The 20,699-nt window shown below is 53.4% G+C and carries 24 protein-coding genes; 17 read left to right on the top strand and 7 right to left on the bottom strand.

Annotated features, from left to right (window positions below; translation table 11 throughout):
• Nucleotides 1-110: 110 nt before the first annotated feature.
• Entirely contained in the window at nt 111-527 is a 417-nt protein-coding gene (locus FIV46_RS01780) for a flagellar assembly protein FliX (protein ID WP_139938085.1), read from the top strand.
• A gap of 168 nt (nt 528-695) precedes the next feature.
• Complete coding sequence (dksA, locus tag FIV46_RS01785) at nt 696-1,112, top strand: RNA polymerase-binding protein DksA (protein WP_139938086.1); 417 nt, start codon at nt 696-698, stop codon at nt 1,110-1,112.
• A gap of 115 nt (nt 1,113-1,227) precedes the next feature.
• Here the strand turns inward: dksA and flgH are convergent, their stop codons facing one another.
• From flgH to flgF, 4 genes are read right to left on the bottom strand one after another with little or no spacing between them, the layout of a single operon-like run.
• Entirely contained in the window at nt 1,228-1,989 is a 762-nt protein-coding gene (flgH, locus tag FIV46_RS01790; protein WP_219845822.1) for a flagellar basal body L-ring protein FlgH, read from the bottom strand.
• A 16-nt stretch (nt 1,990-2,005) separates the two neighbouring features.
• Nucleotides 2,006-2,977: a flagellar basal body P-ring formation chaperone FlgA gene (gene flgA / locus FIV46_RS01795; protein WP_139938088.1), complete on the bottom strand. Its 972-nt coding sequence runs from the start codon at nt 2,975-2,977 to the stop codon at nt 2,006-2,008.
• A gap of 10 nt (nt 2,978-2,987) precedes the next feature.
• Entirely contained in the window at nt 2,988-3,773 is a 786-nt protein-coding gene (gene flgG, locus FIV46_RS01800; RefSeq protein ID WP_139938089.1) for a flagellar basal-body rod protein FlgG, read from the bottom strand.
• 26 nt (nt 3,774-3,799) lie between these two features.
• Complete coding sequence (gene flgF / locus FIV46_RS01805) at nt 3,800-4,546, bottom strand: flagellar basal-body rod protein FlgF (protein WP_139938090.1); 747 nt, start codon at nt 4,544-4,546, stop codon at nt 3,800-3,802.
• Nucleotides 4,547-4,883: 337 nt separating this feature from the next.
• Between flgF and FIV46_RS01810 the strand changes: the two genes are divergently transcribed.
• From FIV46_RS01810 to FIV46_RS01845, 8 genes are all read left to right on the top strand, one after another.
• Complete coding sequence (locus FIV46_RS01810; RefSeq protein WP_139938091.1) at nt 4,884-5,423, top strand: flagellar basal body-associated FliL family protein; 540 nt, start codon at nt 4,884-4,886, stop codon at nt 5,421-5,423.
• A 5-nt stretch (nt 5,424-5,428) separates the two neighbouring features.
• Complete coding sequence (gene fliM / locus FIV46_RS01815; protein ID WP_139938092.1) at nt 5,429-6,517, top strand: flagellar motor switch protein FliM; 1,089 nt, start codon at nt 5,429-5,431, stop codon at nt 6,515-6,517.
• A gap of 3 nt (nt 6,518-6,520) precedes the next feature.
• Entirely contained in the window at nt 6,521-6,931 is a 411-nt protein-coding gene (locus FIV46_RS01820) for a DUF6468 domain-containing protein (RefSeq protein ID WP_139938093.1), read from the top strand.
• A gap of 39 nt (nt 6,932-6,970) precedes the next feature.
• Entirely contained in the window at nt 6,971-7,648 is a 678-nt protein-coding gene (locus tag FIV46_RS01825; RefSeq protein ID WP_181163010.1) for a MotE family protein, read from the top strand.
• 116 nt (nt 7,649-7,764) lie between these two features.
• Nucleotides 7,765-8,406, top strand: coding sequence for a protein phosphatase CheZ (locus tag FIV46_RS01830; RefSeq protein WP_139938095.1), 642 nt, complete (start codon nt 7,765-7,767; stop codon nt 8,404-8,406).
• A gap of 99 nt (nt 8,407-8,505) precedes the next feature.
• The gene (locus FIV46_RS01835) at nt 8,506-9,240 is read left to right on the top strand and encodes an OmpA family protein (RefSeq protein WP_139938096.1); all 735 of its coding nucleotides are present in this window, start codon (nt 8,506-8,508) and stop codon (nt 9,238-9,240) included.
• On the top strand, nt 9,237-9,944 hold the full coding sequence (locus tag FIV46_RS01840; protein WP_139938097.1) for an OmpA/MotB family protein: 708 nt from the start codon (nt 9,237-9,239) through the stop codon (nt 9,942-9,944). The genes FIV46_RS01835 and FIV46_RS01840 overlap by 4 nt, the downstream gene beginning before the upstream one ends.
• A 14-nt stretch (nt 9,945-9,958) precedes the next feature.
• Entirely contained in the window at nt 9,959-12,886 is a 2,928-nt protein-coding gene (locus FIV46_RS01845) for a tetratricopeptide repeat protein (RefSeq protein ID WP_139938098.1), read from the top strand.
• A gap of 25 nt (nt 12,887-12,911) precedes the next feature.
• Here the strand turns inward: FIV46_RS01845 and fliP are convergent, their stop codons facing one another.
• Genes fliP through FIV46_RS01860 form a run of 3 tightly spaced genes read right to left on the bottom strand, consistent with a single transcriptional unit; the run spans nt 12,912 to nt 14,340 of the window.
• Complete coding sequence (fliP, locus tag FIV46_RS01850) at nt 12,912-13,685, bottom strand: flagellar type III secretion system pore protein FliP (protein WP_139938099.1); 774 nt, start codon at nt 13,683-13,685, stop codon at nt 12,912-12,914.
• On the bottom strand, nt 13,682-13,993 hold the full coding sequence (locus FIV46_RS01855) for a FliO/MopB family protein (protein ID WP_139938100.1): 312 nt from the start codon (nt 13,991-13,993) through the stop codon (nt 13,682-13,684). Before FIV46_RS01855 ends, fliP begins: the two co-directional genes overlap by 4 nt.
• Entirely contained in the window at nt 13,993-14,340 is a 348-nt protein-coding gene (locus tag FIV46_RS01860) for an EscU/YscU/HrcU family type III secretion system export apparatus switch protein (RefSeq protein ID WP_139938101.1), read from the bottom strand. Before FIV46_RS01860 ends, FIV46_RS01855 begins: the two co-directional genes overlap by 1 nt.
• 284 nt (nt 14,341-14,624) lie before the next feature.
• Between FIV46_RS01860 and flgB the strand changes: the two genes are divergently transcribed.
• From flgB to FIV46_RS01895, 7 genes are read left to right on the top strand one after another with little or no spacing between them, the layout of a single operon-like run.
• Nucleotides 14,625-15,041, top strand: a complete 417-nt coding sequence (gene flgB / locus FIV46_RS01865) for a flagellar basal body rod protein FlgB (RefSeq protein ID WP_139938102.1) — start codon at nt 14,625-14,627, stop codon at nt 15,039-15,041.
• Between the two features lie 14 nt (nt 15,042-15,055).
• On the top strand, nt 15,056-15,463 hold the full coding sequence (gene flgC / locus FIV46_RS01870; protein ID WP_139938103.1) for a flagellar basal body rod protein FlgC: 408 nt from the start codon (nt 15,056-15,058) through the stop codon (nt 15,461-15,463).
• A 23-nt stretch (nt 15,464-15,486) separates the two neighbouring features.
• Complete coding sequence (fliE, locus tag FIV46_RS01875; RefSeq protein WP_246056839.1) at nt 15,487-15,828, top strand: flagellar hook-basal body complex protein FliE; 342 nt, start codon at nt 15,487-15,489, stop codon at nt 15,826-15,828.
• Between the two features lie 48 nt (nt 15,829-15,876).
• On the top strand, nt 15,877-16,143 hold the full coding sequence (fliQ, locus tag FIV46_RS01880) for a flagellar biosynthesis protein FliQ (protein WP_139938104.1): 267 nt from the start codon (nt 15,877-15,879) through the stop codon (nt 16,141-16,143).
• Nucleotides 16,136-16,894 (top strand): flagellar biosynthetic protein FliR, encoded by a 759-nt coding sequence (gene fliR, locus FIV46_RS01885; RefSeq protein WP_139938105.1) that lies wholly within the window; start codon nt 16,136-16,138, stop codon nt 16,892-16,894. Before fliQ ends, fliR begins: the two co-directional genes overlap by 8 nt.
• Nucleotides 16,895-16,915: 21 nt before the next feature.
• On the top strand, nt 16,916-18,010 hold the full coding sequence (gene flhB, locus FIV46_RS01890) for a flagellar biosynthesis protein FlhB (RefSeq protein ID WP_139938106.1): 1,095 nt from the start codon (nt 16,916-16,918) through the stop codon (nt 18,008-18,010).
• A gap of 60 nt (nt 18,011-18,070) precedes the next feature.
• Entirely contained in the window at nt 18,071-20,560 is a 2,490-nt protein-coding gene (locus tag FIV46_RS01895; RefSeq protein ID WP_139938107.1) for a response regulator, read from the top strand.
• Nucleotides 20,561-20,699: the final 139 nt, after the last annotated feature.

Genomic DNA, 20,699 nt, shown 5'->3' on the forward strand with positions numbered 1-20,699 from the left:
TTCCGGGTGATGGGAAAGCCTTGCCGGGCAAATAATTATGATCTTCTGCTTTTCCCGACACCGGCCTTCTGATATTCATAACAGGACAGGAAATAACTTGAGGTGTTCCCATGGAGATCAAAGGTCCCGGTAAAATATCTACCCCGGGTGTTTCCCCGAAAAAGCGGAAAAAGGGCGTTGACAAGGGCGCCTTTGACAAGGCGCTTGGAACGGAGGAAACCACTTCCAGCAGCGGGGTTAGCGGCACGGCGCCATTGACAGCGGTCAACAGTCTGCTGGCCCTGCAGGAAGCGGAAACGGCGACCGAAGGCCGCTCGCGGGGGTTGATGCGGGCTGAGGATCTGGTTGAACATCTCGAGGCAATTCAGAACGGTTTGCTCCTGGGGTATATTCCGCAACAGAAGCTTCAGGAAATATCGACCATTGTCAGCAAGAAAAGGGATCAATTTGACGATCCTGCATTGAACGATTTACTCGATGATATTGAGCTGAGAGTGAAGGTTGAGCTCGCCAAACTGGGGCGGTAACAGGCCGTTCTTTCAGATAAAAACTGTTATTCAGTCATATAGTTGTAACCTGGTTTTTCTACATCAATTGACAAATATGTAAATTCGCTCAAAAGCCGCTTGAAAAGTGGCATTGAGTTGAGTAGGTTGTGGACGATTTAAAAGCAGATCCATTTCTAGAGGTGGTCAATGAGCGTAGAGTTGCCGGAAGGCTATGTTCCTTCTCCTGACGAAGAATTCATGAATCCCACACAAGTGGAATATTTTCGCAGGAAGCTGGTTCACTGGAAAGAAGACATCCTTCGTGATTCCAAGGAAACCCTAAACCATTTGCAGGAAGACAGCCTCAAGGAACCTGATATTGCCGACCGGGCTTCTTCTGAAACCGACTGGTCTGTAGAATTAAGAACCCGTGATCGCCAGCGCAAGCTGATTTCCAAAATCGATGCGGCACTGAATCGCATCGACCAGGGGGAATACGGATATTGCGAGGTGACCGGTGAGCCGATCAGCCTGCAGCGGCTTGACGCGCGCCCGATCGCGACCATGACGCTGGAAGCGCAGGAGATGCATGAAAAATACGAGAAAGTTCATCGCGACGACTGATTGAACTGACTGCCGGACAGGAAAAAAGGCCGCTCCATTCTGGAGCGGCCTTTTTTGTGGGAACCCTGCTGCAGGGCAAACTGCAGCAGATACAAATATTCCGTTGCTCTGTTTCCTAGAAGGGGAACAGGATATCGAACAGCTGGCTGCCGTAGCGGGGCTGCTGGACATCGCTAAGCTGTCCGCGTCCGCCGTAGGAGATTCTGGCCTCGGCAATCTGGGTATGTTCAATGGTATTGGTCGAACTGATGTCTTCCGGCCGGATTGCACCCATGACGGTCAGTTCACGTACTTCATAGTTCACGCGGACTTCCTGACGGCCCTGAATGATCAGGTTGCCGTTCGGCAGAACCTGGGTCACCACGGCGGCGACGGTCAGGTTGATTTCTTCCTTGCGGTCCACGGACCCGGACCCGGAATTGGATGTAGTGCTGCCCATGTCAACCAGGTCGGTTGGAGACACTTCAGTGGGAAGTATGGTATCAAGGTGCGATTCCAGGCCCAGGAATTTGGACAGGTCCGCTTTATCGGAATTGGTGCGTGACCGTGTGGTGGTGTTGTCAACCGTGGCCTTGTCATTAATGGTGATATTCACAGTAAGAATGTCACCGACCTGGCTGGCGCGCTGGTCCTTGAAGAACATCTTGTTGCCGGTTTTCCAGAGGGAGTTGGAAGTGTTGATCGTATTCTGGGCGGACGGCTGGCGGGCATAGGCGACGGCCTGCTTCTCTGCAGCCCTGTATTGGGGAACGACGGCATCGCTTTCGATTGGTGCCAGGTCCGGCGCCTTGCCGATGTTGCTGATGCGGTCAACCGCACTACAGGCAGAGACAGAAAGGGCGCAGGCGATAAAGAGTATTTTTCGAGTAAAGTTCATTTTGAACATTCCTTTCCTAGTTCGCTGCCAGGTTCATGCCGGCCGCAACGACCTGCACTTCGCCGGGGCCGGTAACCAGGGCTTCCATGGTTTTAAGTGAAGCGGCATTCATGACCCGGACGACATCTCCGACACCGCCGTTCTCCATAGCTTTTCCGACCACGGTCAGGGTCATTTTCGGCGTCTCGTAGGTGATATTGACCAGATTGCCACGATGAACAATCTCCGGCCGCTGAAGGTCGGATAACCTGATCGGCAACTCGGATTTCAGGGGACGCCGGACTGTCATGCCGACAAGCTGGTTCTGGCTGCGGGCGATAGTCTTGCCCAAACCATAGAGCGGCAAGGGCACCCATTTGATATTCCGGGCTGTGATGACAGTACCCGGGGCAATGGATTTAGAGAGAGCCGGCACATAGACCACTTCGACCAGTTTGCCATTAATGATGGTTGACTGACGACTGTTCTGGCCAACGGGATAATCAACAGTTGCAGAAAAGCGCCCGTTTTTGCGGTTAAGGTCGAAATTTGTGACCTCCAGGTCCTCGAGGCCGTAGTCCAGGGGCACGACAATTTTCTGATTGGCGCCATAAAGGCTGACGCTGTGTTCCCGGCCGTCACTGATGCTTTGCTTGGCGGCCTCTGTAAGCAGCTCGACCAGGTCATTCCGGCTAATTTCCTTGCCCTTGCGATAAACGACCACCTGTTTTACAGCCAGGTTGTTTCGCCAGTATACGCCATGTTGACGGGTCAGCTTGGCCAGGGAGGAGGCGGAAATATAAGCTTTCTTGCCGGGCGGAGGGGCATCCATGACCCACAGGTCATGCATATCCTCCAGATTTTCAAAAAGATCGCCGAGTGTGACCACTTCGCTGTCCACATAGGCTTCCCGCTTGATGTCGGCGATGCCGGCCAGGGCAACCTGCCCACCGGTAAGCCAGATCAGTAAATACAGGATTGTGGCGATGACATATTTCATTCTAAACATGTTACGTCCCTTACCTCAGGTTAGAAGTGACACTCATCATTTCGTCGGCTGTGCTGATGACCTTTGAATTCATTTCATAGGCCCGCTGCGCGGTAATCAGCGATGTAATTTCGGCAACCGAGTTCACGTTGGCTGTCTCCAGGAAACCCTGAACAATGGAGCCGTATCCGTCGGTGCCCGGTGTGCCAATGGTTTGGGAGCCGGAAGCCGGGGTTTCCAGGAACAGGTTCTGGCCGGTTGCCTCGAGACCCGCAGGGTTGGGGAAGGTGACCAGCTCAAACTGGCCTACAACCTGAGGGTCGATCTGGCCATCAATCTTGACCGAGACTTCCCCCTGTTCGTTGATGGAGATATCACGTGCTTCCAGGGGGATGGTGATGCCGGGCGCGACGGTATAGCCCTCGGGTGTAACGACTTCGCCGGTCGGGCTGAGCTGGAACGACCCGGCGCGGGTAAAGGCATCCTCACCGGACGGCAGGATAACCCGGAAATATCCGGATCCGTTGATGGCGAGGTCAAGCGGCGTATTGGTGTTCACCAGCTCACCCTGTTCGGTGATCCGGTAGACGCCGCCGGCTTTCACGCCAACCCCGATCTGGATACCTGACGGAATAATCGTTCCGGTATCGGATGAGGCAGCCCCCACACGTTCGATGTTCTGATACAACAAGTCCTGGAATTCGGCCCGCTGCCGTTTGAACCCTGTGGTATTCATGTTGGCAATGTTGTTGGAAATAACTTCCACATTAAGCTGCTGGGCCAACATGCCGGTTGCTGCGATACTAAGTGCTTTCATTTTTCAGTCCTCACTTTTACCCGTACCTAGGTCAGGCGGGTCAGGCGGTTGATGGCCTGGTCCTGGGCATTTTGTGTGTCTTCCATCAGTTTGGCCATGGAGGTATAGGCCCGGCTGACTTCAATCATTTTGGTGATTTCCACAATCGGCTCCACGTTGGAACTTTCCGTCACACCCTGGATGATTTTGTAATCCTGGGCCTGGAGCGGCGCCTGTTGTGTATTGAACAGATTGTCGCCGATTTTGTTGAGCTGGGAGGTATCTGCAAATGTCACGATACCAAGTTTGCCGAGGGTGCCATGTTCCTTTGACCAGATATTCCCGTCACTGGCGATTTCCACGCCGGTAAAATTGGAGGGTGTCGGAAACTGGATCGGGTTATTGTCGGCATCGAGAATGGGCTGGCCGGTCGAAACCACCAATGTGCCGTCTTCGGCGAGGGCGAGGTGACCATTTCTGGTATAGGCAACTTCGCCATTCTCTCGTCTGACCTTGAACAGGCCGTCGCCGCTCAGGGCAATATCGAAGGGATTTCCGGTGGTGACATAGTTCCCGTCGGTCATTTTACGGGAAATTCCATAGTCCTGCACAAAGGCAACCTGCCGCAATGACTTTGGCATATCGCCGTCAATGTCGTCGATATATTCCTTGAACATGACTGATTCCCGCTTGAAAGCGGTTGTATCCATGTTCGCAATATTGTTGGCGATAATATCCAACTGTCGCCGCATGGCGACCTGATGCGAAAGTGCAACGTATATATTTGTATCCATCTTTGTGGTCCTTCTGGCCAGTCAAATGTTCCCGCTGAACTATATGCATTTCCCGTGCCAAATTACGAAACCGAGTAAAAACAACAGGATAGATCGTGTTGCCGGGGTGTTTTTTGCGGCGGGAGGTAGGGATTGCCGGGCAATCTTTTCCCCGGAGGAGGGGAAAATGACAAAGACTTCCATATTCCATTTGAAGACGGAGCCTGTTATGTTAACCATAAATTTTTAACGGGTAGCAGGGACTGCTGATTTTCCTAACGAGTTATTAACCATCAGGTTTTACTTTTACGGTTTAGCCTGTAGTAACCGGCAGAACTGATTGGGATAGTTTGAATTTATGAGCGAAGAAAACAGCGAAGACAACCTCGACGACCTGGCCGAAGGTCTCGAACAAAAGAAATTCAGCGGCAAGAAGCTTGTGTTATTTGTTATCCTGCCTCTGCTGCTGTTGCTGATCGGTGGTGGGGTTGCCTTTATGTTTCTTGGCGGCGACGATCACCAGGTTGCGGAAGGTGAGCATGGCGCCGAGCAGGCCGAGCTCCATGACGAGAATCCTGATGAGCCCACGGAACTGTTGTTCCTCGACCTCGAGCCGCTGCTGGTTAATCTGAGCACGGCAGGCGGGAAACCCAGTTACCTGAAACTGACTATTGCCCTTGAGGTGGACAAACAAAGTTCGCTTGAAGACCTGAAGCTGAAATTGCCGCGGGTGATTGATAACTTCCAAGTATACCTGAGGGAACTGCGGGTGGAAGACCTGAATGGTTCGGCCGGCATGTTCAGGCTGAAAGAAGAATTGCTGATCCGGGTGAATGAAGCGGTGTATCCGACCCGGGTTCATGATGTGTTGTTCAAAGAAATCCTGATTAACGGATAGCATGGATGTCAGACGAAGAAGAAATTGATGATGATGCCGTAGCCGCCGAATGGGAAGCCATGGCTGCCGCTGACGGTATGGATGAAGGCGAAGGAGAAGGTGAATCCGACATGGCCGCGGCCATGGGAACCGATCGCGTCCTGGACCAGGACGAAATCGACAGTCTTCTTGGTTTTGACGGCGATGAAGGTGGCGAAAGCACCAAGTCCGGAATCCAGGCACTGATCAACAGTGGCTTGGTTGCCTACGAACGTCTTCCCATGCTGGACATCATCTTTGACCGCTATGTGCGCATGATGTCGACCTCGCTGAGGAACTTTACGTCCGACAACTTCGAAGTTTCCATCGATAATATGACATCGATCCGGTTTGGTGATTACCTGAACAGTATTCCCCTGCCGGCCATGCTGGCGGTTTTCAAGGCCAAGGAATGGGACAACTACGGCCTGATTACCATTGACAGTAACCTGATTTATTCGGTGGTGGATGCCCTTCTCGGCGGCCGGCGCGGGACCGCGCCAATGCGTATCGAGGGGCGTCCCTATACCACGATCGAGCATACCCTGGTCGAGCAGATGCTCCGGGTTATGCTCAAGGACCTTTGTGCGGCGTTTGAGCCGCTGAGCCCGGTCACCTTTGCCCTGGACCGCCTCGAAACCAACCCGCGGTTTGCCAGTATTGCCCAGCCCAGTAACGCGGCCCTGCTGATCAAGATGCGGGCTGACATGGAAGACCGTGGCGGCCGCATGGAGCTTGTGCTGCCCTATGCGACGGTTGAACCGGTGCGTGAACTGCTGCTCCAGCGCTACATGGGGGAGAAATTCGGCCGTGACTCAATCTGGGAGACCCATTTGGCGTCCGAATTGATGATGACGGATGTATCCCTGGAGGCCGTTCTGGATGAACAGCAGATGACGTTGGGCGAGGTGCTGGGCCTGGAAGTCGGGCAAACCATGATGCTGAATGCGGTACCGGACGGCGATATTGAGGTCAAATGTTCGGGAATTCCCATGATGCGGGGCAAAATCGGCCGGATGGGCCGTTATGTCGCCATCAAGATTGACCAGATCAACCGCAAAATCCAGGAGGGCTGAGCCATGGGGATGGAGTTTATTCTGGACGGTATCGTTACCATTTTTATGGCAGTATTGATCGTTTATTGCATCGTACTGAACAACCGGCTGAAGAAATTCCGCAGCGCCCAGAGCGAGATGGCAAAGATTGTCACTGAGTTGAATGAAGCTACGGCACATGCACAACAGAGTATCTCTGCGCTGCGGCAATCGGTGGGGGACGAAGAGGCGAGGCTAACCGGGCTTTTGGAAAAATCGCGTAAAATGGCCGACGAGCTTTCCGTTATTACCGATGTTGGCGCCAATCTGGCCGACAGGATAGAAAAAGGACTTCTTCCCGGGAAGGAAACTCCCCAGGGTGTGGAAGACGCCGAGACAGATGAATCCGAAGGTCACGATGAGGAACTTTTGGAAAACCTGAGAAATATACGTTAGGTGCAGTGGCTTGTTTCGGCAGGAAAATAGGAATGAATGATGAGTAAAATCAGGTTTTTACCGGTGCTGATTCTGGTGATGGTTCTCTTCTTCGGCGTGAAGGCCTATGACTTTGCCATTGGCGTGGAGCAGGTTTTTGCCCAGGGTAACCAGGAACCTGTCGCCGAGATGGAGAACCCGGCGGCCCGGGATCTGTCCGACATTGTCTCCGGGGCCGGGGATAAACCGGATGAAAATACCGAGTCAGGTGATGCTTCTGAAGACTCTGGTGCGGAAACTGACGACTCATATGTTGCCGGTTGGAGCCGCTCGGAAGTCCAGTTGTTACAAGAGCTTGCTGATCGCCGCGAGGTTCTGGAACAGCGCGCCAAGGAAATGGATATCCGAGAAAAACTGTTGGAGGCCACGGAAAACCGCATTGACCAGAAAATCGCGTCACTGAAAAAAATCGAGGCGCAGATCCAGGCTCTTCTCAAAACCCATGACGAGCGGGAGCAGGCCCAGCTGGACAGCCTGGTCAAGACCTACACGGCCATGAAACCGAAAGACGCGGCGCGGATTTTTGATAACCTGGATATGGATATCCTGATCAATATCATCGAAAAAATGAACGAAAAGAAAGTTGCGCCGATTCTTGCCAAAATGTCTCCCCAGACGGCAAAGGAACTGACCGTCGAACTGGCGACCAGGCGTCAGTTGCCCGATATCGAAGGATAACAAAGGCTTACCAGGAATTGTTGGGGCAGGGGTTAACCCGCCATTAACAACTCTTCTTTATTCTTTCCCGTAATATAACGACTTGAAAAAAACAGCCTAAGTCCAAGGAATAAGTTATGGGTTCGAATATCGTTGCGCTTGAAGACAGGATCGTAAATATCCGCCAAAAGCTGGGAGACCAGGTTCCTGTAGAAGACGTTTCCATGATTGTCGGCGAGGTGATGGGTTCCATAGACGGTGACCTGGCCCTCGTGGAAATTCATTTTCAGGATGAACTTCGCGAACTGCTGCAGTTTATCGACAAAGCGAAAAATGATATCAGCCAGATTCGCCCCAAGGATTTGAGTGAAAAGAAAATCCCCGAAGCTTCCGATCAGCTTGATGCCGTAGTCAGCGCCACGGAAGAAGCCGCGTCCAGCATCATGGATGCTGCCGAAGAGCTCGGCGAACTTGCCGCCGGCACCGATGGCGAGATGGCGGAAAAGCTGGAAGCCATTTCCACCAAGATTTTCGAAGCCTCCAGTTTCCAGGATATTACCGGTCAGCGGGTGAGCAAGGTCGTAAATACCCTGAAACACCTGGAAGAAAAGCTGTCAGAACTGGCCGAAGCCATTGGCGATACAGAAGTTTCCGAAGAAGTTAAGAGCGACAAGGCGCCTGAGGAAATGGAAAATCATGAGCTTTTGCATGGTCCTCAGTTCGAACATGAAGCCAACGATCAGGATTCTATTGACGCTCTGCTGGCCAGCTTTGATTGATTGTAACGAAAATTTTGTTTAGGCTAGCAAAATTATGGTTAACAAAGAGAATACCCAAGCCTGAACAATAAGTTGGCAGTCACTACCATGGAACAGAACATGCTTGAACCCGATAGTGCGGGGGATACAGAGGAAAACAAGTCGGCAGGAGATCAGACCACGGGAATTTTTGTCTCCCTGTATTTGATCGTGCTGGCTTTTTTCATGGTGATGAACTCAATTTCCAACCAGGAACAGAACAAGGTATCCGCCGTCACCGAAAGTGTGACCCGGGCCTTCAGAAATCCTTTTGAGCCGGATGCGGATTTCATCGACGTTACCTCCAGCGAGGATTCGGTGACGCCCAACGACGAATTCTACGACCAGATCCAGGGTGTATTTGCGTCCCTGGTCGGGTTTGACGGCAAGTTTCCCAGCAAGGGCGGCCACATTATCTCGGTAAACTTTTCCGTCAATGACCTTTTTGAACGGGGAACCGCCCAGTTCCGCATCGACCAGCAGGAGTTTCTCAATCAGCTGACTTCTTTTCTCAGAGGCGGGCGCGCGAGCGAGAAGCGGGAAATAGAATTCCTGGTCAGCACAGGGGACAGCCTTCCCGCTGGTCCACAATACTGGAAAGACCTCAATATCCTGCGGGCCGGAGCCATTGTGACGAAACTGGAAGATATGGGCGTTGCGCCTGACCAGATATCCATCGGGGTTGCCGGTGAGGGGAAGAACCGCATCAGAGTGACCTTCTTCAACCGTGAGCGGATCAGTGCGCGGCAAACTCTGTCCGGTTTCGAGGGGATGCCGCGCGGTGACAGTGAAGCAGCGAAAGGAAATGCGCAATGAGCGATCCGGCGCTGCAGAAAAGCCGAAAAACCGTCGCTGACAGCTGGATGATCATTTTTGCTGATCTGCTGGCGCTGCTCCTGACTTTCTTTGTGCTGATGTTTTCCATGAATTCGGTGCAGGTCTCCAAGTGGAAGGCCGTGGTGGAAGCGCTCAGTGAACAGTTGAACCCGGAACGGGCAAAGGTGGATGACACCGACTGGGAAAAGGTGGAGACGGCTCTGGTCTACCGCGAACCCGCGCTCAGCCTCGTGTATCTGAAACGTATTTTTGAAGACAAACTGCAATATGATCCAATCCTGCAGCGCAGTTCCATTACTGTTCTCGATGACCGGCTGGCCATATCCCTGCCGTCTGATATGATTTTTGAACAGGGAAGCTCGGAACTGAACAAAGAGGCACACCGCGCGATGGTGGAACTGGGGGATGCGTTGCGCGACATTCCCAACAGGATTGTGGTTGTCGGACACACGGACCTGGAGCCCACAAGCGGGTCGCGATATCCCTCCAACTGGGAACTTTCGCTGGTGCGGGCGGCGACCGTCGCCAAAATGATTGAGAAGGCGGGGTACGCCAACACAATCGAGGCCTATGGCAACGGATCGTCCCGTTTTCATGAACTGGACGAAAATATTGATCTGGACCAGAGATTTGTGCTGGCGCGGCGTGTTGACGTGATGATCCACAAGGATGAAAAGAACTAGAGATTAGCAGGCAGATGACATTCGGCAATCTACGCAATATTTTTTCAGAGCAGTTCCACAGGATCGGGATCGCCATTTTCGCCCTCCTGCTGGCCCTGGCTTTTACGGATACAGGCGCCTTTGCGCAGGATACCGTACAGGTCAGGAACGGCGACCATCCGACCTTCAGCCGGATTGTCTTTGACTGGAACGATCCGGTGGAATATTCCGCCGCTATTATTGGCGACAAGCTTCGGCTTACGTTTGATCAGGCTGCAACGCCGGACTTCGGGGTTTTACCGGTTGAGCCGGTGCGTTTTCTCGGGGATCCGTCCTACAGTATTGAAGATGGTCGCCTGGTGGTAACTATGGACCTTCGCGAACCCGGCAGGCTCCATCACTTTGTCATGGACAACAAGGTTGTTATTGATGTCATCCAGGTGGCGGCACAAGCCACGGCGGAAGAACGTGAAGAGGTCGCCGAAGAAGAATATGTCGATGCGGTAAGGAAGGACCCGGTCAAAATAACAAGCCTTTCCGAACAAATGGTGCAGTCGGCTCCGCCGGCTTCAAATGCAGATTTCGCCGTGCGTGTTTCCGGTACCAGGGATGTGCCGGTTCTGACCTATCCCTGGGACCGCGAAGTAAAGGCCGCCGTCTTTATCCGGCACAATATTCTCTGGGTTGTGTTCGAAGGAAAGGCGGTTATTGACCAGTCTGCACTGTCTGCCTGGATCGGTCCGAACAGCACCATCAGCAGTTTTCAGGAAGTTCCCCACGAGAATGCGACAATTTTCATCTATACCCTCGCGCCTGGATATTTTGTTAAAGCGACCAAGGAGGAACACGCCTGGACTGTGGCGCTGAAGCCGAATTACTCCGTGGCGATGCTGCCCATCGATATCGGCCAGCAGCGGGGCAGCGGCAATGGCGAGAATTTCTTCTTTTCCTTTGAGGGTGTAGGCTCCCTATTCACTGTCAAGGACCCGATTGTGGGCGACAGATTGTTTATGGCAACAGCGAGTGAACCTTCCCAAGGGGTGATCAAATCCCGGGAATATCCGGAATTTCGTGTTCTGGAGACAGCCCAGGGCATCGCTGTTGAGCTTTTTTCCGACCAGCTTGACCTGGTGCGCTACAGAAACGGCGTTGGCATCTCCTCCGAAAAAGGGTTGTCCATGTCCCGCAGTCGCCTGTCCAGCAAGTTTGTGATGGAAAAGGACGAGCAGGCAGATGGCGAGCAGACGGCAGAAGATGTCCGGCTCATCGATCTGAGCAAGTGGAAAGCGGGGCTGGATCGTCATGCAGATTTCAACGAGAACCGCCGTGAGCTGCTCTATGCCCTTTCCCGGGTGACCGATGATGAGCGCAACCAGGCGCGCTGGGATCTGGCGCGGTTTTATCTTGGCAACGGCTTTGCGGCCGACGCCCGCGGTGTCCTGGAACTCATGCGGGAACAGGAGCCGGAACTTCTGGAAAGCCCCGAATACCGTGCGGTGCTTGGGGTCACGAACATCCTTTCGCGGCGCTATGAGGAGGCTGTGAAGCTTCTCACCCACAAGGGACTCGCCACCGAGCTGGATGCCTACCTGTGGCGTTCCGTGGCTGAGGAAGCCTTGGGCAAGGACGAAAAGGTACTTGCGGATTACAGGAAGGGGTCCGACATCCTGTCCCTGCATGAACCGCGCGACCGGGCCCGGTTCCTGTTGTCGGCCATCCGGGCCGCCTACCGGACCGGTGATCTGGAGTTCATGGCGGACCAGATGACGATCCTGCGTAAATATCCGCTATCTGCAGAGCAGTTGACGGAACTTGATTACTGGCAGGCGAAACTGACAGAACTTTCCGGCAACCGGGAAAAAGCCGAAGGGGAATACGACAAGGTCATCAAGGCCGGCGTGCGCAAGACAAGCGCCTGGGCAAAGCTGGCACTGGTCAATTCTGAACTGGAGAGTGATAAGATCAATGCGGCAGAAGCCATCGATCGTCTCGAGAAACTGCGCTTTGCCTGGCGCGGGGACGACTTTGAACTGGAACTTCTTTCCCGTCTTGGCGAACTCTATGTCCAGCAGAATGAATATCGGACCGGGCTGGAAACCCTGCGGCAGGCGGCAACCTATTTTAAAAATAATGACAAGACCCGGGAACTGACAAAGGAAATGTCTGCTATATACCGGGATCTGTTCCTGGAAGGGGAAGCGGACCGTCTGGCACCGATCAAGGCCGTGGCGCTCTACAATGATTATCGGGAACTGACCCCGCTTGGCCCCGATGGTGACCTGATGACCCGCAGGCTGGCAGACCGTCTGGTGTCGGTGGACCTTCTGGACAAGGCGGCGGAGATACTGGATCATCAGATCAAGCACAGGCTCAAGGGAATTGCCCAGGCAGACGTTGCCAGTCGCCTGGCCATGATCTACATCCTCGATAACAAGCCCCAGGAGGCCCTGAAAATACTTCGGTTTACCCGTCAGGCCCAGACTCCCGAGGATATCGAGCGTCGCCGCCGGCTGATTGAAGCGCGGGCTCTGGTCGAGCTCGGCAGTTTTGAGGAAGCCGAAGTGATGCTTTCCGAATATCAGGGGACTGAGGTCGAGCAGCTCAGGTCGGATATTTACTGGAAGTCGGAAAACTGGCCCCAGGTGATCGCCCACAGCAACAGCCAGCTCGGCAGTCGCTGGCAGTCCGAGCAGCCGCTGACGCCGGAAGAGCGGCTGACGGTACTCCGGCTGGCAGTTGCCTTGTCACTCGCGGATGAGGATGAGGGACTGGCAACAGTACGTACCCACTATATGGATCATATGCGGAACGGCAGATATGCCGACGCCTTCGAGGTGATTACCGCCCGGCAGCAGCGGAGCGGAGACGACATTCGCCGGCTGACCCAGAGCATTGCAAGTGTTGATCGCCTGGAAACCTTTATGGATGCCTACCGCAGCGAATTTGCCAGCAATTCAAACTAGATCAAATTGGAATTACGAAGTTCTGCTAGCCTGCGGGCAGCCCCGTATTGAAGCTCTGGATCAGACTGCCCGCGATCAGGTGCCAGCCATCCACAAGCACGAAAAAGATCAGCTTGAAGGGCAGGGAGATCATCACCGGCGGCAGCATCATCATGCCCATGGACATGAGGATAGAGGCCACAATCAGGTCGATGATGATGAAGGGGACGAAGATCAGGAAACCGATTTCGAAGGCCCGCCTCAGTTCGCTGATCATGAAGGCCGGGACGAGTACCTGCAGGGGGGTGGCAGCGGGATTTTCAGGCTGTTCAGTGTTGGACAGGTCCAAAAACAGCAACAGATCCTTTTCCCGGACATGGCGCATCATAAAGGTATGGAACGGCTGGACCGTCAGGTCGAAGGCTTCCTCCTCGGTGATCTGTTCATTGATCAGGGGGCTGATGCCCTGATCATAGGCATCCTTGATGGTCGGGGCCATGATGAAACCGGTCAGGAACAGGGCGAGACTGATCAGAACCACATTGGGCGGAGTCTGTTGAGTGCCCATGGCGCTGCGGAGCAGGGAGAAAACGATAATGATGCGGGTGAAAGAGGTTACCACCACCAGAATGGCCGGCGCCAGGCTGAGCACTGTCATCAGAAGCAGCAGTTGCACAACACGGCCGGACAGGCTGCCTTCTTCACCAAGATCCATGCTGAACTGCTGGGCCTCGGCCGGCAGGGCATAAAAAAGCAGGAAAAGCAGGCTGATGCAGAAAAGGCTCGCTAGAACCGGTCTGTTTTTCAGAGTATCAATCATTCCCCAGTGTCTTCCCTGGCTATATTTTCGGATTCGGGCACGGGAATATTCTGTTCCACGAGAAGGTCATTTTCCGTTCCAAGCATTAAAAGATGTTCCGTCTGGTCCCGTCTGATCAGGATCAGTTTGCGTTTGGTATCAATGGGCAGGATCTCGACGATATTCAGGCGCCGGCGATTGGCTTTCGGCGAGTTGATGGTCACCCGGGCGGACAGGCCCATTTTTTTGGCCGCGTAGGCGAGCCCGAACAGCAGCGCAATAACAAACAACAGGGCAACAAGATACTGGCCATAGCTTATGACATCCATTACCTGTGATCCTTCCTGTTACCGGCCTGATCGACGTCGGGGCGGTGCCTGTCGTAGCTCGCCATATCCAGGTTTACCTGTTCCTGGTAGAGATAGCTGAGGATTTCGGTGACCGTTTGTAGCGCTTCAACGGGAATCAGGTCGCCTTCGTCAAAAAGGTCCAACAGGGTGACCAGATCTTCATCCTGGCGCACCTTGACTCCGCTGGCAAAGGCAATCTGCAGGATTTTTTCCGCGTTTTCACCTTTGCCGGTGGCCGTGATCCGGGGCACGTTGCCCCGCTCGCCTTCCTGGCTCAGGGCGACAGCGGTCTGGCGCGTTTGATCGGGGGACTGTTCCATGGTCATTTATGGATATATTCCGGTTTTTTCTCGTTATATTCTGTCTTAGCATGGATAATAAGCACAGGCGGAAAAAAATTACAGTACTTATTGTTAACCATAAAAGAAGCCTCTGGCGGTCCCGGAAAGCAGAATAATAATATGTTCAGCTATTGTCCGCGCAGGAGATTAATAGATTGTTAATTTTCTCCCTCCACAATAGCCTCGTAGTGTTGTATCGTTAACGAATAGATCGAATTTTATCGATTCTGTGAATGTCCGGAGACGGTACATTAGACAAGGTGAAGTAAATGGACCTGAATAAAATTTCCATATTCAGTTCGATCAGCAAAAAAATGGAATGGCTGAACGAACGGCAAAAGGTCCTGGCACAGAATATTGCCAACGCCAATACACCGGGGTATGTCCCCAAGGATCTGAAGAAAGTCAGCTTCAAGGCACATGTGGACCAATATGCGGGAGACGGCGCTCTGCAGTTGCAGACTGACGAGGCCGAACATCTGCATGCAGGTGATTCAAACGGAACAATGTTTGAAATCAAAGAGATCGACGCCAGTTTTTCCTCAACAAGCCCTGATGGCAATGCGGTAAACCTGGAAGACGAGCTGGTGAAAATGACAGAAACCCAGATGGACTATTCCATGGCCGTCAACCTGTATAAGAAACAGGTCGGGTTGCTGAAAACCGCGCTCGGCAAGAAAAGCTGACTTAGGAGACTGAAATGGATCTGTCAAAATCCATGCTGATATCCGCCGCCGGAATGAAGGCACAGACCGTCCGTATGCGGGTGATTTCGGAAAACCTGGCCAACGCCAACTCCGTTGCCAATGCTCCTGGTGAAGATCCGTACCGGCGCAAGGTGATTACCTTCGTCAACGAGCTGAACCGCGAACTTGGCATCCAGGAAGTCAAGGTCAATGACGTAAAGTTCGACCAGTCCGACTTCGGTCTCGAGTTCGAGCCGGGCCATCCGGCGGCCGACGAAAACGGTTATATTCGTACGCCGAACGTCAATTCCCTGGTGGAAGCCATCGACATGAAACAGGCGCAGCGTTCCTATGATGCAAACCTGAATGCCATTGACGTCTCGAAGAATATGCTCATGCGCACCATTGATCTGCTGAGATAACCTGAGGTCAGGGAGCTTAACCAATGAACATTAAAGCCATGGATGCCGCAAATGCTTATGCAAGTGCCCTCAAGAACCAGGGCGCTGCCGGCATCAACGACAAGATTGAGAAAATTTCTCCGGTCGGTTCGGTGGAAACGGAAGGCGCCGGCTCCTTCTCCGACATCCTGAAGGAGAGCTTGGGCGGAACAGCAGAAGCGATCGCCAAGAACGAGGCGACCAGCGTGCAGGCGCTGAACAAACAGGCGGATCCGGTAGATGTCGTCACCAGCGTCCAGAATGCCGAAATGGTACTGGAAACGGTGGTGGCGGTACGTGACAAGGTTATTTCCGCCTATCAGGATATCATTCGCATGCCGATCTGACGGACGGCGACCTGAGGTCAGAGGGCAATCGACAAGGATTATCGGTAAATGAACGGGGCAGACGTCATTGATTTGGCACAGGAGTCTATCTGGGTATTGATCAAGGTGGCCGGCCCGATAATGATGATCGCCCTGATTGTCGGCCTGTTTATCTCCCTGTTCCAGGCCCTGACCCAGATTCAGGAAATGACCCTGACGTTCGTGCCCAAGATCATCGCCATTTTCCTGTCGCTGTTCTTTTTCCTGCCTTTTATGGGAGAAACCCTGGGCACTTTCATGCAACATATTGCCGAACGGATCATAGGTCTTGTTTAGTCAGTATCTGCCGCAGGAAGTATTCGGATTTTTGCTGGTTTTTACCCGTCTCGGCGCTATGTTCGTGGTTCTGCCGGCCCTCGGGGAAACAGCGGTTGCGCCGCGAATCCGTCTGAGCATGGCGCTGGCAATCAGTCTGCTGGTGTATATTTCGGTGAAGTCGGCCATTCCGGTCATGCCGGAGCAACCGATGCATCTGTTTGTGCTCCTGCTGCAGGAGGTGGTGGTGGGCCTGATGATCGGGACCACGATCCGGTTGCTGATGAGTGCCCTGCATGTGGCGGGGACAATCATTGCCATGAACAGCGGGCTGGCGACGGCACAGGCGTTCGACCCGGTTCAGGGGGCGCAAAGCGCCCAGATGGGAGCTTTTTTGACCCTGATGGGCACGACCCTGATCCTGGTCACCGACCTGCACCATATGATGATCGGCGCCATGCATGACAGCTATACGCTGTTTCCGGTCGGCACAGACCTGAAAATGAGTGACTTTGCCCGGCGTGTCCTGGATACAGTGGCAAACAGTTTCACCCTCGGACTGCAGATCGGTACGCCATTCATTGTTTATGGACTAATTTTTAACATTGGCCTTGGTATACTTGCCCGGTTGATGCCGCAGCTTCAGGTATTTTTTATCGCCATGCCCCTCAATATTATGATGGGGTTTATCATTCTGATAATCGTGCTGGCGGCAGCCATGGCCTGGTTCATGCAACATATGGAAAACAGCCTGTCTGTTTTCCTGTTGTAGCCATACAATAGAGGAGCCCCTGTGGCAGAAGATCAGGATCAATCGCAAAAGACCGAAGAGCCTACAGCCAAAAAGCTGCAGGACGCCTTCGAGAAAGGTGAGGTCGTAAAGAGCCAGGAGGTAAAACACTTCTTTATCCTGCTGGCGGCGACACTTATGGTCCTGATCAGTGGCGCGTCGGCCATGGGCAGTGTCGGGAATACCCTGGCGCGGGTTTTTGAATTTTCCTATGAAGTTCCCATGGACCCGGATGGGCTGCGGGCCTTTCTGATGCAGCTTCTGTCCCATATCGGGGTTTTCCTGGTTTTGCCGGTTCTTTTGCTTCTGGCGGGGGCACTTGCCGGGACAGTCATCCAGCACCGGCCGGTTATGTCGATGGAAAAGATAACGCCAAAGCTGAATAAAATTTCCCCGGTCGGCGGACTGAAACGGATTTTTTCCATGCAGAACCTGGCCGAAATCAGCAAATCCGTCCTGAAAATATCGATCGTTGCAGCCGTTGTTTTTCTTCTGGTGTGGCCGGAACGGGACCTGCTGGAACAGATGATGACGTTCCCCATAACGGAAGTGGTCAGAATCGTCTATCAGATGGTGTTGCGGGTGCTGGGTGGTGTGGTCTTTATCATGGCGATTATTGCCGGCCTGGATTACCTGTTTCAGCGGTTCCAGTTTATGAAACAGATGCGCATGACCAAGCAGGAAGTCAAGGACGAGATGAAGCAGACCGACGGCGACCCGATGGTCAAGGCCCGTTTGCGCCAGATCAGGATGGAACGTTCCCGCAAGCGGATGATGGCGGCGGTGCCGGAGGCCGATGTGGTGGTCACCAACCCGACCCATTATGCCGTGGCCATGAAATATAAGCAGGGCGCCATGGAAGTCCCGGTTGTGGTGGCCAAGGGAATGGACAATATCGCCCTGAAAATCAGGGAGATTGCCGAGCAGCATGATATCCCCATTCTGGAGAATCCGCCCCTGGCGAGGACCCTGCACGCTGCCGTGGAGGTTGATGAGGAAATCCATCCGGAACACTATAAGGCGGTTGCGGAAGTCATTGGTTATATCCTCAAGCTCAAGGCGGGGCAGCGGGCAACCTATCGTCCAGCATTGAACTGAAATGAAAATCCTGTTTAAATCTGCGATAGCAAATCACGCAGGCAACAAAAAGAATAACAAATGAACAAGATCAGCCCCATCACGTCCGAAGACTCGATTGTAGCAGGTATGAAACGCAGGAAGGAGTCTGTCGACTATCCCTTCCTGATCACGTTGGCCGGAATCGGCATCCTGATTGCCATGGCCTTTTTTATCCTTGGCCTCGCGACAGGGTATGCCACCACTGGCGCGATTGTGTCGGCGGTATCCGTCCTGCTTACGGCCGTCGTTATGGGCTTTTTCCTGAGCAAGGAAAATAACGTAAGAATTTCGGAAGTGCCGGCCTCGCTGGCCCGGCAGGAGGGGGAAGTTCCGGCTTATCTGCTGACCAGCAAGGCGGGCGAGGTCATCTATGCAGACTTCAGGTTCCGCCAACTGGTCGGTGCCATAACCGGTAGTCAGTCTGTTTCTCCCTTTGGGCTGAATTTTGTCGAGGAAGAGGAGAAATCAGAACTTGAGGACACGTTCAAGGCGCTGAAACCGGGCGAAAGGAAAATCCTGAATGTCACAGTAACGGATACGGAAGACCGTCCCCTGATCCTCAAGCTCGACCTTTTTCATGAAAGTGAACGGCAGGGCTATGTGCGTTGGAATGTGTCGGCCGGGGATTCGGCCGAATCAAAGCAGGCGCCTTCGCTTCGCCGCAAGGTAGACCTTTCCGGTATCGGTCGTCTGCTGGAGCTCGGGAATGCGGGCTGTATGGCCGTGGGCGGCAATGATGAAATACTTTATGTCAACGACCTGCTGCGCGACTGGCTTGTGGATTCTGATGAGAAAGAACTGCAGTTGCCGGTTTCTCTTCAGGAACTGACGGAAAGGCCAAGGGAGGAACTGGATGGACTTGTCCCGTTCCTGACGGTGTCCGGGCAGGAAATTCCTCTGGTGATCCATTCCGGGGAAAACCTCTCTTCGTCCTATGGCGATAGCGATGTTTCTATTTATGTTCTGATGCGTGAGGGGGAGGGCGGCGCTGCCCACCATATGCCGTCAGATGTGAATATTGAGCATTTCTTCATGGACTCTCCGATCGGCATTGCCGTCGTCTCGGCCAAGGGTGAAGTGCTGGAGCGAAATAATATTTTCCGGAATTTCCTTGCCGCGCTTGGGCTGGTGAAAACAAAACGGCTGAAGGATTTTCTGGAAGCGGAGGACCATGAAGATATAATCGCAAAGATCGGCCATACGATCGAAAGCGGTGAAGCCAGTACCGTTGCCGATGTGGCTTTCAAGGGCAAGGAAGAAAAACGGGGGCAGCTCTATATCACCCGTCTGGAGCATTTTGCCGATCACGAGGGGGTTTCCATTCTCTATCTGATCGACACCACCGAACAGAAAAGCCTGGAGCTGCAGTTCGCCCAGTCCCAGAAAATGCAGGCGGTCGGCCAACTCGCCGGTGGCATCGCCCATGACTTCAATAACCTGCTGACGGCGATCACCGGTTTCTGCGACCTGCTGCTGGTGCGGCACGGCCCGGGCGACCAGTCCTTCTCCGACATTATCCAGATCAAGCAGAATGCCAACCGGGCGGCCAACCTGGTGCGCCAGTTGCTGGCCTTCTCGCGTCAGCAGACACTCCGGCCCAAGGTGCTGGTGGTGACGGACGTTCTGGCCGAACTGTCCAACCTGCTGCGGCGTCTGATCGGCGAGACCATCGAGCTCGAAATGAAGCACGGCCGCGGCCTGGGACCGGTCAAGGTGGACCAGGGCCAGCTGGAACAGGTGATCATCAATCTGTGTGTGAATGCCCGCGATGCCATGCCGGAAGGCGGCAAGATCATGATCCGCACCCGCAATATTCCCTATCAGGAATCCCTGAAGCTGAGCGAACGCTACAAGGTGATGCCGCCCAACGACTATGTGCTGCTGGAGGTGGAAGACACCGGCACCGGGATCGCCAAGGAGCATCTCGGCAAGATTTTCGAACCCTTCTTCAGCACCAAGGAAGTGGGCAAGGGGACCGGCCTTGGCCTGTCCACCGTCTATGGCATTATCAAACAGACTGACGGCTTTATTTTCCCGACCAGTGAGCTGGGCAAGGGAACGACCTTCAGCATCTATATTCCCATGCACAAGGAAGTCAAACGGGAAACCGGAGAGGCCTCCGTTGTCGAGCAAGAAGGGAAGAGTGAGGCCAAGGACCTGACCGGCAAGGGCAACATCCTGCTGGTGGAAGACGAGGATGCGGTGCGCATGTTTGCTTCCCGGGCGCTGAAAAACAAGGGCTATAAAATCTATGAAGCCAACAGCGGCGACAAGGCACTGAAGATCGTCCAGGAACTGGAAGGGGATCTCGACCTGATCATCAGCGATGTGGTGATGCCGCAGATGGACGGGCCGACCATGGTCAAGAAGGTCAAGGAGAAACATCCCAACCTCAAGGTGATCTTTATTTCCGGCTATGCCGAAGACGCCTTTGACAAGAACCTTGGCGAGGAAGACTTCAATTTTCTGCCCAAACCGTTCAGCCTCAAGCAGCTTGCCGAACAGGTGAAGGACGTACTGGAAAGCTGATCGGCCCCTGATTCTGCAGGACAATATTTAAAAAGAACGCTTCCAGGGCGTTCTTTTTGTTCTTTTTCCGGGAGCAATTCACAAAATAAATATAAAAAGTATAAGTAAAACAGTGAATTAAAAATGTTCTTGCCAAAAA

It is taken from the genome of Emcibacter nanhaiensis (assembly GCF_006385175.1).
In the GTDB taxonomy this organism is placed as follows: Bacteria; Pseudomonadota; Alphaproteobacteria; order Sphingomonadales; family Emcibacteraceae; genus Emcibacter; species Emcibacter nanhaiensis.